This is a genomic window from Pedococcus sp. P2_E5 (assembly GCF_056403895.1).
This window is the reverse complement of sequence record NZ_JBFUEP010000033.1, coordinates 35,608-51,456: the sequence shown is the minus strand read 5'-3', so window position 1 is coordinate 51,456 and position 15,849 is coordinate 35,608. Positions and strand designations below refer to the sequence as shown.

The 15,849-nt window shown below is 71.4% G+C and carries 11 protein-coding genes; 9 read left to right on the top strand and 2 right to left on the bottom strand.

Annotated elements, in window-relative coordinates:
• Nucleotides 1-10: 10 nt before the first annotated feature.
• Both paaB and paaA read right to left on the bottom strand, forming a co-directional pair.
• Nucleotides 11-337: a 1,2-phenylacetyl-CoA epoxidase subunit PaaB gene (gene paaB, locus AC1DVZ_RS12745; RefSeq protein ID WP_477618566.1), complete on the bottom strand. Its 327-nt coding sequence runs from the start codon at nucleotides 335-337 to the stop codon at nucleotides 11-13.
• The gene (paaA, locus tag AC1DVZ_RS12740; protein WP_477618565.1) at nucleotides 334-1,329 is read right to left on the bottom strand and encodes a 1,2-phenylacetyl-CoA epoxidase subunit PaaA; all 996 of its coding nucleotides are present in this window, start codon (nucleotides 1,327-1,329) and stop codon (nucleotides 334-336) included. Before paaA ends, paaB begins: the two co-directional genes overlap by 4 nt.
• 304 nt (nucleotides 1,330-1,633) lie before the next feature.
• Here paaA and AC1DVZ_RS12735 point away from each other — a divergent pair, with 304 nt between their 5' ends.
• The 9 genes from AC1DVZ_RS12735 to AC1DVZ_RS12695 all read left to right on the top strand — a co-directional run bounded on the left by AC1DVZ_RS12735 (nucleotide 1,634) and on the right by AC1DVZ_RS12695 (nucleotide 15,807).
• Entirely contained in the window at nucleotides 1,634-7,153 is a 5,520-nt protein-coding gene (locus tag AC1DVZ_RS12735; RefSeq protein WP_477618564.1) for an ATP-binding protein, read from the top strand.
• A gap of 77 nt (nucleotides 7,154-7,230) precedes the next feature.
• Entirely contained in the window at nucleotides 7,231-7,788 is a 558-nt protein-coding gene (locus tag AC1DVZ_RS12730; protein ID WP_477618579.1) for a nucleotidyltransferase family protein, read from the top strand.
• 48 nt (nucleotides 7,789-7,836) lie between these two features.
• Complete coding sequence (locus tag AC1DVZ_RS12725; RefSeq protein WP_477618563.1) at nucleotides 7,837-8,727, top strand: AAA family ATPase; 891 nt, start codon at nucleotides 7,837-7,839, stop codon at nucleotides 8,725-8,727.
• Nucleotides 8,724-9,866 carry a vWA domain-containing protein gene (locus tag AC1DVZ_RS12720; protein WP_477618562.1) on the top strand — a complete coding sequence of 381 codons (1,143 nt, stop codon included), beginning with the start codon at nucleotides 8,724-8,726 and terminating at the stop codon, nucleotides 9,864-9,866. Before AC1DVZ_RS12725 ends, AC1DVZ_RS12720 begins: the two co-directional genes overlap by 4 nt.
• Nucleotides 9,859-11,082 carry an XdhC family protein gene (locus tag AC1DVZ_RS12715; RefSeq protein ID WP_477618561.1) on the top strand — a complete coding sequence of 408 codons (1,224 nt, stop codon included), beginning with the start codon at nucleotides 9,859-9,861 and terminating at the stop codon, nucleotides 11,080-11,082. The genes AC1DVZ_RS12720 and AC1DVZ_RS12715 overlap by 8 nt, the downstream gene beginning before the upstream one ends.
• Before the next feature lie 112 nt (nucleotides 11,083-11,194).
• Nucleotides 11,195-11,716, top strand: coding sequence for a (2Fe-2S)-binding protein (locus AC1DVZ_RS12710; RefSeq protein WP_477618560.1), 522 nt, complete (start codon nucleotides 11,195-11,197; stop codon nucleotides 11,714-11,716).
• A complete protein-coding gene (locus AC1DVZ_RS12705) occupies nucleotides 11,713-14,202 on the top strand; it encodes a xanthine dehydrogenase family protein molybdopterin-binding subunit (protein WP_477618559.1) in 2,490 nt (829 codons plus the stop codon). The genes AC1DVZ_RS12710 and AC1DVZ_RS12705 overlap by 4 nt, the downstream gene beginning before the upstream one ends.
• On the top strand, nucleotides 14,199-15,053 hold the full coding sequence (locus tag AC1DVZ_RS12700) for an FAD binding domain-containing protein (RefSeq protein WP_477618558.1): 855 nt from the start codon (nucleotides 14,199-14,201) through the stop codon (nucleotides 15,051-15,053). The genes AC1DVZ_RS12705 and AC1DVZ_RS12700 overlap by 4 nt, the downstream gene beginning before the upstream one ends.
• A gap of 4 nt (nucleotides 15,054-15,057) precedes the next feature.
• A complete protein-coding gene (locus AC1DVZ_RS12695; protein WP_477618557.1) occupies nucleotides 15,058-15,807 on the top strand; it encodes an SRPBCC family protein in 750 nt (249 codons plus the stop codon).
• Nucleotides 15,808-15,849 lie beyond the last annotated feature (42 nt).

Sequence of the window (15,849 nt, the reverse complement as noted above, 5' to 3'; positions counted from 1 at the left end):
GGTCAGCAGCTCACATGTGGGGAACGTTGTCGGGGATCTCGTAGAACGTCGGGTGCCGGTAGACCTTGTCGCCGCTGGGGGCGAACATCGGGTCCTTCTCGTCCGGGCTCGAGGCGGCGATGTCCTTGGACTGCACCACCCAGATGCTCACGCCCTCGTTGCGACGGGTGTAGACGTCGCGGGCGTGCCGCAGCGCCATCTGGTCGTCGGCCGCGTGCAGCGACCCGACGTGGACGTGGTTGAGCCCACGCTTGCCGCGGACGAAGACCTCGTACAACGGCCACTCGGCGCGGACCCGCTCGTCGGGGGACGGGCCGGTGCTGGTCGACTCGCTCATGCCTCACCCTCCACAGCGGACGCCGCCGCCTCCAACGAGTCCTGTTGCGCGGCATACGCGGTCGCTGCCTCACGGACCCAGGCGCCGTCCTCGTGCGCTGCACGGCGGTGGGCGATGCGCTGGGTGTTGCACGGGCCGTTGCCCTTGACGACCTGCATGAACTCGTCCCAGTCGGGCTGGCCGAAGTCGTGCGCCTGGCGCTCTTCGTTCCAGCGCAGCTCGGGGTCGGGGAAGGTCACGCCGAGCACCTTCGCCTGGGGGACGGACATGTCGACGAACCGCTGGCGCAGGTCGTCGTTGGTGTTGCGCTTGATGCCCCACGCCATCGACTGGGCCGAGTTGGGCGACTCGTCGTCGGGCGGGCCGAACATCATCAGCGCCGGCCACCAGAACCGGTTGACCGACTCCTGCACCATCGCCCGCTGCTCGTCGGTGCCGCGCATCATCGTCATGAGCAGCTCGAAACCCTGACGCTGGTGGAAGGACTCCTCCTTGCAGATGCGGATCATCGCGCGGCCGTAGGGGCCGAACGACGTGCGGCACAGCGGCACCTGGTTGCAGATCGCGGCTCCGTCGACGAGCCAGCCGATCGTGCCCACGTCGGCGTAGGACAGCGTCGGGTAGTTGAAGATCGAGGAGTACTTCTGGCGACCCTCGATGAGCATCTCGGTGAGCTGGCCGCGGCTGACGCCGAGCGTCTCGCAGGCCGAGTAGAGGTAGAGCCCGTGCCCCGCCTCGTCCTGGACCTTGGCGAGCAGGATCGCCTTGCGTCGCAGCGAGGGGGCGCGGCCGATCCAGTTGCCCTCGGGCTGCATGCCGATGATCTCGGAGTGCGCGTGCTGGGCCACCTGGCGGATGAGCGTCTTGCGGTAGCCCGCGGGCATCCAGTCGCGCGGTTCGATGCGGTCGTTGTGGCTGATGGTCGCCTCGAAACCGGCCAGCAGGTCGGCCTCGCCGCCCGGCGTGGCCGGGGCAGTGGTGGTGTCCGTCATGCAACCCTCCGCGGTGAGGCTAATAACTGACCGAACGGTCTGTAATAGTGTCTCAGGTGCCGTCCAGTGTTGGCAAGCAAGCAGGTGGCAACCACGGTATGCCGCGTGGCTGGCCCCCGCCCGGGCACCCCGACCTGCACTTCTGGCCACTCATGCCCCACCACGGCCACGGAATGCGGCGCTGCTGCGCCACGGCTGGCCAGAAGTGCGGCGAAGCGAGGCGTCGCATTACTCGCGAGTCACCCGTGATCGGTGGCAGGCTCGGCAGCGTTCCGCAGTCCGTCGTCGCTGGGAGGCCCACCCGATGTTCTCGCGCATCGCCATCGTCAACCGCGGCGAGGCCGCCATGCGGCTCATCCACGCCGTGCGCGACCTCAACGCGCAGGCGGGGGCCGACGGGCACCGCATCGAGACCATCGCGCTGCACACCGAGGGCGAGAAGCGGGCGATGTTCGTCCGCGAGGCCGACCACGCCTACAACCTGGGGCCCGCGGCCAACCGCCCCTACCTCGACTACGCCGTCCTCGAGACCGCGCTGCGGGACACCCGTGCGGACGCCGCCTGGGTCGGCTGGGGCTTCGTCGCCGAGGACCCGAACTTCGCCGAGGTCTGCGCCCGCATCGGCGTCACCTTCATCGGCCCGAGCCCCGAGGCGATGCGCAAGCTCGGCGACAAGATCGGTTCCAAGATCATCGCCGAGGAGGTCGGCGTCCCGGTGGCACCGTGGAGCGGCGGCGGGGTCGACACCCTCGAGGACGCGAAGGCCGCGGCTGCCCGGATCGGCTACCCGCTCATGCTCAAGGCGACCGCGGGCGGCGGTGGGCGTGGCATCCGGATGGTCGCCTCCGACGCCGACCTCACCGACGCCTACGAGCGCACCCGCGACGAGGCGCAGCGCGCCTTCGGCTCCGGCGTCGTCTTCCTCGAACGGCTCGTGACCGGTGCCCGTCACGTCGAGGTGCAGGTCATCGCCGACGGGCAGGGCACGGCCTGGGCGATCGGCGTCCGCGACTGCTCGGTGCAGCGGCGCAACCAGAAGGTCATCGAGGAGTCGGCCTCGCCCGTCCTCGCCCCTGAGCAGGTGGCCGAGGTCAAGGCCAGTGCCGAGCGCCTCGCCGTCGCGGTGGGGTATGCCGGTGCCGGCACCGTCGAGTTCCTCTACCACCCCGGCGACAAGTTCTTCGCCTTCCTCGAGGTCAACACCCGCCTGCAGGTCGAGCACCCCATCACCGAGGTCACGACCGACACCGACCTGGTGAAGCTGCAGATCCACGTGGCTGCTGGCGGCCGCCTCGAGGGGGAGCGCCCGCTCGAAGAGGGTCACGCCGTGGAGGCGCGCCTCAACGCCGAGGACCCCGACCGTGACTTCGCCCCGTCACCGGGTCGGATCGCGCTGCTCCAGCTCCCCAGCGGCCCCGGCATCCGCGTGGATACCGGTGTGGGAGAAGGGGACTCGATCCCCGCCGACTTCGACTCGATGATCGCCAAGATCATCGCCGTCGGACGTGACCGCGACGAGGCCCTGGCCCGGTTGCGCCGCGCCATGGGCGAGACCACGGTCGTCATCGAGGGCGGCTCGACCAACAAGAGCTTCATCCTGGACCTGCTCGACCAGCCTGAGATCATCGACGGCAGCGCCGACACGGGGTGGATCGACCGGGTCCGCGCCGAGGGTCGGCTGGTCTCCCACCGCCACTCCGGCGTGGCCCTCGTCGCTGCCGGCATCGAGGGGTACGAGGACGAGGAGGAGGTCGAACGCACCCGGCTGCTCGAGACCTCCCGGGGTGGGCGACCCCAGGTGCAGCACCGCACCGGCCGCGCCATCGACCTCAAGCTGCGCGGCACGGCATACAAGGTCACCGTGTGGCGGATCGGGCCGCACAAGTTCCGCGTGGCGCTCGCCGCCGGCGCCGTCGAGCAGACCGTGGACGCCGACCTCGACCGTCTCGACGAGTACACGAGTCGCCTCACGATCTCCGGGCGCACCCACCGCCTCATCACTGCCACCCACGGCCCGGTCCAGCTCGTGGAGGTCGACGGGGTCACGCACCGCGTCAGCCGGGACGAGGGCGGCGTGCTGCGTTCGCCGGCCCCGGCCCTCGTCGTCGCCACTCCTGTCGCCGTCGGCGCCGAGGTCGCAGCGGGCGCCCCGGTGCTCGTGCTCGAGTCGATGAAGATGGAGACGGTCCTGCCCGCGCCGTTCGCCGGCCGGGTCAAGGAGCTCCTGGTGTCGGCGGGCAGCCAGGTCGAGACCGGCACGCCGCTCGTCCGGCTGGAACCGGTGGGTGACGCCGACGAGGCGGCCGACGCCGGCGCCGCCGACGAGGCCGTCGACCTCGACCTGCCCGCAGCCTCCACCACCGGCGACGGTGCTGCCGCCTCTGCGGACCACGCTCGATCCGCCCTCGCCGCCATGCTCCTCGGCTACGACCTCGACCAGCGCGACGAGGGCAGCACGCTGGCGACCTACCTCTCCGCGCGTGACGAGCTCACGGCGCACGGCGTTTCCCAGGTCTGCGCCGAGGTCGCCGTGCTCGAGGTCTTCGCCGACTTCGCCGAGCTGAGCCGCAACCGGCCCGCCGGCGAGGAGGCGCACGTCGAGCACCGGGTGCACAGCCCGCGCGAGCACTTCCACACCTACCTGCAGAGCCTCGACCCCGACCGCGGGGCGCTCCCCGAGCAGTTCCGCGCCAAGCTCTCGAACGTCGTGCGGCACTACGGCATCGACAGCCTGGACCGCACCGCCGAGCTGGAGCAGGCGGTCTTCCGGGTCTTCCTCTCGCAGCAGCGGTCCGCCCCCGATGTCGCGCTCGCGACCTCGCTGCTGCAGCGCTGGATGGTCGAGCCCTGCCCCGAAGCCCCCCTCGACAGCGCCGCCCGCGAGGTCCTCGACCGGCTCGTCGTCGCCACCCAGCTGCGCTTCCCCGTGGTCGGCGACCTCGCCCGCAGCGTGCGGTTCCGCTGGTTCGACCAGCCCCTCGTCGACGCCGACAGGGCCAGCATCCTCGGGGGCGTCAGTGACGAGCTGACCGCCCTGGAGGCAATGCCCGAGAGCGAGGAGCGCGCCCGTCGGATCGACGCGCTCGCCGCGATCCCCGAACAGATCGTGCAGTTCCTCGCCGAGCGGCTGGACAGGGGCGTGCCGCAGCGCGAGCCGATGCTGGCCGTCCTCATCAAGCGTCACTATCGTGAACACGACCTGACGGCGCTGCGCGAAATCTCAGTCGGGACAAGGCCTTTCGCGATCGCCGACTACACCCTCGACGGACGCCACACGCATCTGGTCACCAGTGTCGGCCGGGTCGACGAGCTGACCCCCGACGGCGAGCTCGGCGTTGCCGTGTCCGCCCAGCTGGCCGAGGGCGCCGCGGGCTCCGAAGGCGTGGTCGACCTCTACCTCTCGTGGCCCGACGAGCCTGCGTCCCCCGAGGACGCCTCCGACCGACTGGGTCACCTCCTCGCCGGTATGCCGTTCGCGCAGCGTGTGCGCCGCGTCGCCGTCGCCGTCTGCCCCGGTGCCGGACGACCGGTGGCGTACTTCACCTTCCGGCCCGATGGCGAGGGCGCCATGGTCGAGGACCGGCTCGTCCGCGGCGTGCACCCCATGGTCGGACGGCGCCTCAACCTCTGGCGGCTGCGCGACTTCGACGTGACCCGTCTGGACGCCCCCGAGGACGTCCTGCTCTACCTGTGCACCGCCCCCGGCAACGAGGCCGACCAGCGCCTCGTCGCGCTGGCCCAGGTCCGGCAGCTCGTCGTCGTCCGCGACGAGCAGGGCCGGGTGACGGCCCTGCCCCACGCCGAGCGCGCCATCGCCAACTGCCTCGAGGCCATCCGCCGGGCGCGGTCGGCTCGTGGAGCGGCCGGTGCCCGGCTCGACATGAACCACGTGTGGGTCCACATCTGGCCACCCGTGGAGGCGGATCTCAACCAGCTCACCGCCCTCCAGGCCCGGATCGCCCCGTTGACCGCGGGTGCCGGCATCGAGGAGGTCCTGGTCCAGGGCCGGATCGCGACGCCCGACGGCGCCAGTGCCCCTCTCGCGGCGCGGTTCCACTACCAGCCCGGGTCGGGTGTCGTGACCTCCGTCGAGGAGCCACCGACCACCCGCCTCAAGCCGCTGGACGACTACGCGCAGAAGGTCGTCCGCGCGCGCCGTCGGGGGGTCGTCTACCCCTACGAGCTCCAGGCCATGATCGCCGGACCCGGTGGTACCGCCACCGAGTACGACCTGGACGACGCCGGCGTGCTCGTCCCCGTCGACCGGCCCTACGGCCTCAACAAGGCGGGGATCATCGCGGGCGTCATCACGACGCCCACCGAGCGCTATCCCGAGGGCATGACGCGGGTGCTGCTCTGCGGCGACCCGCTCAAGGCCCTCGGCGCCGTCTCCGAGGCCGAGTGCGCCCGCGTCATCGCGGCCCTCGACCTGGCCGAGCGCATGGGCGTCCCGGTCGAGTGGTTCGCCCTGTCCGCCGGTGCACGGATCTCGATGGACTCCGGCACCGAGAACATGGACTGGGTCGCCAAGGCCCTCAAGCGGATCATCGAGTTCACCCAGGGCGGTGGCGAGATCAACATCGTCGTCGCGGGGATCAACGTCGGCGCGCAGCCCTACTGGAACGCCGAGGCCACGATGCTCATGCACACCAAGGGCATCCTCGTGATGACCCCGGACAGCGCCATGGTGCTGACGGGCAAGCAGTCGCTCGACTTCTCCGGCGGGGTCTCGGCCGAGGACAACTTCGGCATCGGCGGCTACGACCGGGTGATGGGTCCGAACGGCCAGGCGCAGTACTGGGCGCGCGACCTCGCCGGCGCCTACGGCGTCCTGATGGCCCACTACGACCACACGTACGTGCACCCGGGTGAGGCCGGCCCACGACGCGCGAAGTCCACCGACGACATCGCCCGGGACGTCACGGCATACCCGCACGTCATGCCGGACTCGGGCTTCACGACGGTGGGCGACATCTTCTCCGCGGCCACGAACCCGGACCGCAAGAAGGCCTTCGACATCCGCATCCTGATGGCGGCGGTGGCCGACCAGGACCACGCGACCCTCGAGCGCTGGGCCGGCATGGCCGACGCGGAGACCTCGGTCGTGCAGGACGCCCACCTCGGCGGCATCCCCGTCTGCCTCATCGGTATCGAGTCCAAAACCGTTGCGCGACGGGGCTTCCCTCCCACCGACGGACCCGACACCTACACCGCGGGCACCCTCTTCCCGCGCTCGTCCAAGAAGACCGCGCGGGCGATCAACGCCGCGAGTGGCAACCGGCCCGTCGTCGTGCTGGCGAACCTGTCCGGCTTCGACGGGTCGCCGGAGTCCATGCGCAGCCTGCAGCTCGAGTACGGCGCGGAGATCGGCAGGGCCATCGTCAACTTCGAGGGTCCGATCGTGTTCTGCGTCGTGAGCCGCTACCACGGTGGCGCGTTCGTCGTGTTCTCCAAGGCGCTGAACCCCAACATGACGGTCCTGGCCGTCGAGGGGTCGTTCGCCTCGGTCATCGGTGGCGCGCCCGCAGCGGCGGTCGTCTTCTCGCGTGACGTGGACGGCCGCACCGCCGCGGACGCGCGGGTCAAGGACCTCGAGGCGAAGTTCGGCGAGGCATCGGGTGCGGAGCGCGCTCGACTGTCCACTGACCTCGCCGAGCTGCGCACCGCCGTGCGCAGCGAGAAGCTCGGCGAGGTCGCCTCGGAGTTCGACGGCGTGCACAGCATCCACCGCGCCGTGAGCGTGGGATCGGTCGACGCGGTGATCGACCCGCACGAGCTGCGCCCGCGCATCATCGCGGCCATCGAGGCGGGACTGCGCCGCTGAGCCCGCCGCAGCCGCGAGGGCCCGCGCCGGACCAGCGAGAGCCCACGCCGGAGCCGCCCGCGAGGTCAGCGGCGGGCCTGCTCCTCGCTGCTGGGGGAGGCCGCCGAATGGGCACCCCCAAGGCGCTGGTCGACGACCCCGCGGGCGGCTCCTTCGTCGAGCGCGGAGTGCGGGTCCTGCGCGACGGAGGCTGTTCGCCGGTCATCGTCGTGGTCGGCGCCCAGGCCGAGCGCGCGGCAGCACTGGCCGCCAGGGCCGGCGCGGACCTCGTCGTTGAGGCGGGCGACTGGGCGAGCGGACAGAGCGCCTCCCTCGGTCGCGGCCTCGACTCGCTCCGCTCCACGGGGGCGGACGTGGCCTGCGTCCTGCTCGTCGACCTGCCCGACGTGGGCGGTGACGTCGTCGCGGCGGTGCTGGCCGCCGCCGGTGACGGGCCCAGCGCCCTGGCGCGCGCGGCATACCGAGGAGTGCCCGGGCACCCCGTGGTGATCGGTCGCGACCACTGGACTGCGGTTGCCGACAGCGCCACCGGCGACCGTGGCGCGCGTGACTACCTCGCCACCCACGCCCACGCGGTGGTCGAGGTCGGTCACCTCGCCACGGGGCGCGACGTCGACACCCCCGGCGACCTGTGACGCGGGTTGCCTCTTCAATTAGTGGTCGCGATGGGTGATGCTGTGGACATGGAGCCACGCGAGGCCTTTGAGTCCGCGGGGGAGCTGACGCAGGGGCTTGCCGACACGGGGTACCTCGCCGACGACGCCCTCGCCACGGTTGCCTGGCTCGCGCTCCGGCTGCAGCGCCCGCTGCTGCTCGAGGGCGAACCCGGCACGGGCAAGACCGCCCTCGCGGAGGGCATCGCGGCGGCGCTCGACCTGCCGCTGATCCGGCTGCAGTGCTACGAGGGCATCGACGCGACCCAGGCGCTCTACGACTGGGACTTCCCCCGCCAGATCCTCCACCTGCGGGCCGTCGAGGCCGTGGCGGCGGGCGGGCAGGACCTCGCCGAGGTCGAGGAGCAGCTGTTCGACCAGCGGTTCCTCCTCGCCCGACCGGTGCTGCGCGCACTGCGCGAGTCGCCGGTGGTGCTGCTGGTGGACGAGATCGACCGTGCCGACGACGAGTTCGAGGCGTTCCTGCTCGAGGTGCTCTCGACCTGGCAGGTGACCATCCCCGAGCTGGGGACCGTGACGGCCGCGACGCCGCCGATCGTCGTCCTCACCTCCAACCGCACCCGCGAGCTCCACGACGCGCTCAAGCGTCGATGCCTCTACCACTGGATCGACCACCCCAGCCTCGAGCGTGAGCTCCAGATCGTCAGAACTCGCGCCCCGGAGGTCTCCGAATCCCTTGCCGCACAGGTCGTTTCGACCGTCCATCGGTTGCGGGACGAGCAGGACCTCATCAAGCCGCCCGGCGTCGCGGAGACCCTCGACTGGGCGCGCGCGCTGCAGGAGCTTGGCGCCTCGAACCTCGACTTCGACACCGCGTCGGCGAGCCTGGGCGTCGCCGTGAAGTACCGCGAGGACGCCGAGAAGGTCCGCGCGGCGCTCGACCGGATCCTCGCGCGATGACGGCCTCGCCGGTGACCACCCCGCCGCTGCCTGCCGCACCGGTGCATGCTGCGGACGAGATCCTCCTGGGCTTCGCGCGCGCTGTGCGTGCGGCCGGCGTCAACGTCACGGCCGACCGGGAGCGGACCTACCTCGATGCGGTGGCGGCCGTCGGGATGGACGACGAGTCCGGCGCCTACTGGGCGGGGCGCGCCACCCTGTGCGCCTCACCGGCCGACCTCGAACGCTACGACCAGGTGTATGCCGCGTGGTTCGGCCTCGAGCGCGCCACCGCGCGTGCGCGGCGCGACACGACCCACACGGTCGCCCATGCCCCCCTGGACACGGGACAGGGGCGCGGTGACGACCCGGAGTCGCCGCAGGACGTGGTGCGGGCGTCGGCGAGCGCCGTCGAGGTGCTCCGCCACCGCGACGTGGCGTCCCTCAGCAATGCCGACCGCGCGCGGCTCGCAGCGATGTTCACGGCGCTGCGGCCACGCGCGCCGCGCCGCCCGGCCCACCGGCACACCCCGTCGCGGCGTGGCGGGGTCGATGCCCGCCGGACGCTCAGGGAACAACTGCGCCGGATGGGGGAGCCGGGCCCGATCGCGTGGCGGCACAAGGGAACTCGCCCTCGTCGGGTGGTCCTCCTCGTCGACGTCTCCGGTTCGATGAGCGCCTACGCCGACGCCCTGCTGCGTCTGGCTCACGCCTACGCCGCCAGCGGTCTGCCGGTTGAGGTGTTCACGCTGGGCACCCGGCTGACGCACGTCACGCGCCCGCTGCGCCAGCGCGACCCCGAGCGGGCGATCGTCGCGTGCGGCGCCTGCGTACCCGACTGGTCCGGTGGCACCAGGCTTGCCGAGGGGATCGGCGCCTTCCTCGACAGGTGGGGTCGCCGGGGCATGGCCCGCGGTGCCGTCGTCGTGCTGTTCAGCGACGGCTGGGAACGCGACGAGCCCGCGGCGCTCGGAGAGCAGATGCGCCGTCTGCGGGCCCTGGCCCACCGGGTCGTCTGGGTCAACCCGCATCGCGGCAAGCCGGGCTACGAGCCCGTCCAGCAAGGCATCGTCGCGGCGCTGCCGCACGTCGACGACTTCGTGGCAGGCCACTCGATGGCGGCCTTCGAGGAGCTCGTGGAGGTGGTCGCGCGTGCGTGAGGTGCTCCCGGAGCTGCTCCGCTGGTGGCGAGCCGGTGCCACGGTCGGTGTCGGCACCGTCGTCGCCACGTGGCGCTCCGCACCGCGACCCGCCGGCGCCGCAATGCTGGTGGGGCCCGGCGGCGAGGCCGTCGGGTCGGTCAGCGGGGGTTGCGTCGAGGGCGCGGTCTACGAGCTCGCCCAGGGTGTGGTTGCCGACGGTGTCCCCGTCCTGCAGCGCTACGGCGTCAGTGACGACGACGCGTATGCCGTGGGGCTGACCTGTGGGGGCATCCTCGACGTCTTCGTCGAACAGGTGAGTCGCGAGACCTTCCCCGAGCTCGAGGAGGTCGCCGAGGACATCGAGGCCGGTCGCCCGGTGGCCGTCGCGACGGTCATCGAGCACCCCGACCAGGCCTGGCTCGGGCGCCGGCTGGTCGTGCGCCCAGAGTTCGACGCCCCCGGTTCGGTTGCCCCGCGGTCTGCCGAAGCCCCTGCGGCCATCGGGTCGCTGGGGTCGTCGCGAGCCGACGACGCCGTCACGGACGACGCCCGCGGCCTGCTCGCCTCCGGTCGCACTGAGACCCTCACCTACGGCCCGGACGGGGAGCGCCGCGGCGAGGGCATGCGGGTCTTCGTCTCCTCCTTCGCCCCTCGACCCCGGATGCTGGTCTTCGGAGCCATCGACTTCGCGGCTGCGGTGGCTCACCAGGGCCACTTCCTCGGCTACCAGGTGACGGTCTGTGACGCCCGCCCCGTCTTCGCCACGGCCTCGCGGTTCCCGTCGGCCGACGAGGTCGTCGTGGACTGGCCGCACCGGTATCTCGCGGCCGAGCGGGACGCGGGCCGGATCGATGCCCGGACGGTGATCTGCGTGCTGACCCACGACCCGAAGTTCGACGTTCCGGTCCTCGAGCTGGCCCTGCGCCTGCCCGAGGTGGGGTACGTCGGCGCCATGGGCTCGCGCCGCACCCACGAAGACCGGATGGCCAGGCTGCGGGAGGCGGGTCTGACCGAGGCGGAGCTGGGCCGGCTCTCGAGCCCGGTCGGGCTCGACCTCGGGGCGCGGACCCCCGAGGAGACCGCGGTGAGCATCGCGGCCGAGATCATCGCGCTGCAGTGGGGTGGCCGGGGCGATCGTCTGGGCCACCGCGAGGGGCCGATCCACCACCACGCGACGGGGCTGGTGGGTGCCTCCACGGGACAGGAGGAGGCTGCGGGAAACCACCCGGATTGACCGTTGCCACCACCCGCGTCGGCGACGAGTATCCGAAGTGCCGGGCCTACCGAGCCGATGTTTTCGTCACAGGTGTTTCTTCAGAGGTGTTTCGTCACAGAGAGGTGAGCGAATGACCCGCATCAGCGTCACGGTCGATGGAGTCGAGTACTCGGACGAGGTGGAGCCGAGAACGCTCCTCGTCCACTACCTGAGGGAACAGCTGGGCAAGACCGGCACGGTCGTCGGGTGCGACACGAGCAACTGCGGGGCCTGCACCGTGCACCTCGACGGGCGCAGCGTGAAGTCGTGCAACGTGCTCGCGGTCCAGGCCGACGGCCACGACGTGACGACGATCGAAGGACTGGCCACGAACGGCGAGCTGCACCCGATGCAGCAGGCGTTCCACGAGTGCCACGCCCTGCAGTGCGGCTACTGCACGCCCGGGATGATCATGCAGGCCATCGACGTGCTCAACGACAACCCGAACCCCACCGAGCAGGAGATCCGGGTCGGGCTGGAGGGCAACCTGTGTCGCTGCACCGGCTACGTCAACATCGTCAAGGCGGTGCAGCAGGCGGCCGGCGTCGGCGCGACACGTGGTTCGTCCGCCGGCACGACGTCCGGGTCCACGCTGGGTGGTGAGCCGGTATGACCGTCACCGAGGAGCGCACCGCCAAGCCCGAGATCGGCAGGGCCCGGCTGCGCAAGGAGGACCAGCGCCTCATCACAGGTCGCACCCGCTGGACCGACAACATCATCCTGCCGGGCATGCTCCACGCCGCCATGGTCCGCAGCCCGCACGCCCACGCCATGGTCACCGGCATCGACACCGCGGCGGCCCGCAAGGCTCCCGGGGTGGTGGCGGTCGTCACCGGAGCGGACGTGAAGGACGGCCAGGGGGCCGTGGCGAACGCGTGGCCGATCACCACCGACCAGAAGGCGGCCGCCCACCTGCCGATCGTGGTCGACCACGTCGCGTGTGCCGGCGAGATCGTCGCCGTGGTGGTGGCACGCACCGCCGCACAGGCCCGCGACGCCGCGGAGCTCGTGGACGTCGACTACGACGAGCTGCCCGCCGTCCTCGACGCCAAGGAGGCGGTCGACGACGCCGTGCTCGCCCACCCCGACCTCGGCACCAACAAGTCAGCGCTGTGGCGGCTGGACTCGGCCGACCAGGGCAGCGGCGGCGACGTCGACGAGGAGATCGCCAAGGCTCGCGCCGACGGCATCGTCATCGAGCGGGAGATCCGCCAGCAGCGGCTGATCCCCGCCTTCATGGAGCCCCGCTCGACGGTGGTCGACCCCACGGGTGAACAGATCACGGTGTGGACCTCGACCCAGGTCCCGCACATCCTGCGGTTCCTCATCGCGGCCACGACCGGCATACCTGAGTCCAAGGTGAGGGTCATCGCACCCGACGTGGGCGGCGGCTTCGGCGGCAAGCTGCAGACCACGGCCGAGGAGTTCGCGACGCTGGCCGCCGCCCGCCACGTCGGCAAGCCCGTCAAGTACACCGAGACCCGCTCGGAGTCCCTCGTCTCCGGCCACCACGGCCGCGACCAGTACCAGAAGCTCACCCTCGCGGCGACCAAGGACGGCACGGTCACCGCCCTGAAGGTCGACCTCATCGCCAACCTCGGCGCGTACGTCGGTCTCGTCGGAGGCGGTGTCCCCGTGCTCGGCGCGTGGATGTACAACGCCATCTACAAGTTCCGGGCGTACCGGTTCACGGTGCAGACCGTCCTCACGAACACCACCTGGGTGGACGCCTACCGTGGCGCCGGCCGTCCCGAGGCGACGTACGCCATCGAGCGGCTGATGGACGAGCTGGCGGCCGAGGTGGGTGTCGACCCGTTGGCGATCCGCGAGCAGAACTGGATCAAGAGCGACGAGTTCCCGTTCACCTCGGTGGCCGGCATGACCTACGACTCGGGCAACTACGAGGTCGCCACGGCGCGGGCCGTCGAGCTCTTCGACTACGAGGGTCTCCGGCGCGAGCAGCGGGAACGCCGGGAGCGCAAGGACCCGGTCCAGCTCGGGATCGGAGTCTCCACCTTCACCGAGATGTGCGGCCTCGCACCCTCGCGCATCCTCGGAGCGCTCAACTACGGCGCCGGCGGGTGGGAGCACGCCTCGATCCGGATGCTGGCGACCGGCAAGGTCGAGGTCATCACGGGTACCTCACCCCACGGCCAGGGCCACGAGACGGCGTGGAGCCAGATCGCGGCGGACCGGCTGGGTGTGCCCTTCGAGGACATCGAGGTGCTGCACGGCGACACCCAGATCGCACCGCGTGGCCTCGACACCTACGGCTCGCGGTCGCTCGTCGTGGGGGGCGAGGCGGTCGTGCGTGCGGCCGACAAGGTCGTCGAGAAGGCCAAGGTCGTCGCCGCCCACCTGTTGGAGGCGAGCGTCGACGACCTGGAGTTCTCGTCGGGCCGGTTCACGGTGCGCGGCACCGACAACGGCATCGGCATCACGGAGATAGCGACCGCCCAGTTCACGTCGCACAACCTGCCGCCGGGTCTCGAGTCCGGGATCGACGCCGACGCCACCTTCGACCCCGACGACTTCTCGTTCCCCCACGGCACACACCTGTGCGCCATGGAGGTCGACACCGAGACCGGTCAGGTCACGATGCGCAAGTACGTCAGCGTCGACGACGTCGGGCAGATCATCAACCCGCTCATCGTCGAGGGCCAGGTCCACGGAGGGGTGCTCCAGGGCATCGCCCAGGCGCTGTGGGAGGAGGCCGTCTTCGACGACCAGGGCACCCTGGTCTCGGGCTCGTTCGTCGACTACACCCTCCCGACCGCCGCCGACACGATCACCTTCGTCACGGAGAACACCACCTCCCCGTCGACGACGAACACGCTCGGCACCAAGGGTGTCGGTGAAGCCGGCTGCATCGCGTCCACACCAGCGGTCGTCAACGCCATCGTCGACGCACTTCGACCGCTCGGCATCAACGACATCCAGATGCCGTGCACGCCAGAGCGGGTCTGGAAGGCCATCCAGTCGGCCGGGTCCACGCAGGCCGACGCCACCACGGGCCAGGCGCAGCCGCACTTCGACGCGGATGCCCCCAACCAGGACGCCGGCACGACCGGCGCTGCGACGAACGGAGCAGACCAGTGATCCCCGCATCGTTCGACTACGTCGCACCCACGTCCGTGGCCGACGCCCTGGCGGCCCTCGCCGAGGCCGGCGACGACGCCAAGGTGCTGGCCGGTGGCCAGAGCCTGCTGCCCATCCTGCGGATGCGCCTCAACGCCCCGGAGAAGGTCATCGACCTCGGCCGGATCGAGGAGCTGAAGGGGGTCACCGAGGACGGCGACCACCTCGTCATCGGTGCCATGACGACGTATGCCGATGTGCTGGCGAGCGATCTCGTCCGTCAGCACGCGGGGCTGCTCACCGACGCCATCGCCGAGGTGGCCGACCCGCAGATCCGCCACCGTGGCACGGTCGGCGGAGCGCTCGTCCACGCCGACCCGGCTGGTGACGTGGGTGCTCCCGCGCTCGCGCTCGAGACCGAGTTCGTCATCAACGGCAGCGGCGGCGAACGCACCGTGGCCGCCGGTGACTTCTTCCAGGACCTGTTCGAGACGGCCGTGGGGGAGGGCGAGCTGCTCACGGCCATCCGGATCCCGAAGCACACGGGGTGGGGCCACCGCTACGAGAAGTTCGTGCGGGTGTCGCACCAGTGGYCCATCGTCGCCGTCGCGGCGACGGTGCGCGTCGACGGGGGCACCATCGCCGAGGCGCGGATCGGGCTGACCAACATGGGGTCCACTCCGCTGCGGGCCACCGGGGTGGAACAGGCGCTGGTGGGCAGGGCAGCCACCGACGAGGCGGTGCGCGACGCGTGCGCCGCAGCGGCGGATGGCACGAACCCACCGTCGGACCTGAACGGCGACAGCGACTACCGCAGGCACCTCGCCACGGTGCTCGCCCGCCGGGCGGTCCTGGCTGCGGCTGGAGGCTGAGCCCGTGGAGCTGAGCCACTCCTTCACCGTGCCTGCGACGGTCGACCGGACCTGGGCGACCTTCATGGATCTGCCCCTGGTCGGTGGCTGCTTCCCCGGCGCCACGGTCACGGAGGTGACCGAGGAGGGCTTCGCGGGCACGGTGAAGGTCAAGCTCGGCCCGATCGCGTTGGTCTACTCCGGCACGGGCGCCTTCGTCGAGCGTGACGACGGCGCCCACCGGGCCGTCATCGAGGCCAAGGGCAAGGACAAGCGGGGCAACGGCACGGCCGGGGCCACCGTGACCATCCAGCTCACCGACGTCGGCGACGGCTCGACCCGCGCCGACGTGCAGACCGACCTCGCGGTGACCGGCAAGCCCGCGCAGTTCGGTCGTGGCGTGATGCAGGACGTGTCGGACAAGCTGCTCGGCCAGTTCATCGGCTGCATCGAGGGCAAGATCGGCGAGGTGCCCCTGGAGGAACCTCCGGTCGCGGCTGCAGGCGGGAGCCCCGAGCCGTCCCCCGAGCCGTCCCCCGAGCCGTCCCCCGGGGCCAGTCCAGAGCCGGAGCTCCAGCCAGGCCCAGCCGCCGGCCCCGAGCCGTCTCCGGCTCCCGTTCCCGAGCGAGCCGCTGGTGCCGAGAGCAAGGACGACGCGCTCGACCTCGGCAGCGCGGTGCTGCCCATCCTGCTCAGGTCCTACGGCAAGCAGATCGTCATCGGCGTCGTGGTGGTCGTGGCCGTGATCGTGATCTGGCGGGCGATCAGCGGCTGAGGGAGTAAACGACCGCTTCCCCCGCCAAACGGATGATGACGA

Coding starts and splice junctions, on each gene's coding strand:
- AC1DVZ_RS12720 (WP_477618562.1), top strand. CDS start 8,724: ATGACGGCCTCGCCGGTGACCACCCCGCCGCTGCCTGCCGCACCGGTG.
- AC1DVZ_RS12710 (WP_477618560.1), top strand. CDS start 11,195: ATGACCCGCATCAGCGTCACGGTCGATGGAGTCGAGTACTCGGACGAG.
- AC1DVZ_RS12725 (WP_477618563.1), top strand. CDS start 7,837: ATGGAGCCACGCGAGGCCTTTGAGTCCGCGGGGGAGCTGACGCAGGGG.
- AC1DVZ_RS12705 (WP_477618559.1), top strand. CDS start 11,713: ATGACCGTCACCGAGGAGCGCACCGCCAAGCCCGAGATCGGCAGGGCC.
- paaA (WP_477618565.1), bottom strand. CDS start 1,329: ATGACGGACACCACCACTGCCCCGGCCACGCCGGGCGGCGAGGCCGAC.
- paaB (WP_477618566.1), bottom strand. CDS start 337: ATGAGCGAGTCGACCAGCACCGGCCCGTCCCCCGACGAGCGGGTCCGC.
- AC1DVZ_RS12735 (WP_477618564.1), top strand. CDS start 1,634: ATGTTCTCGCGCATCGCCATCGTCAACCGCGGCGAGGCCGCCATGCGG.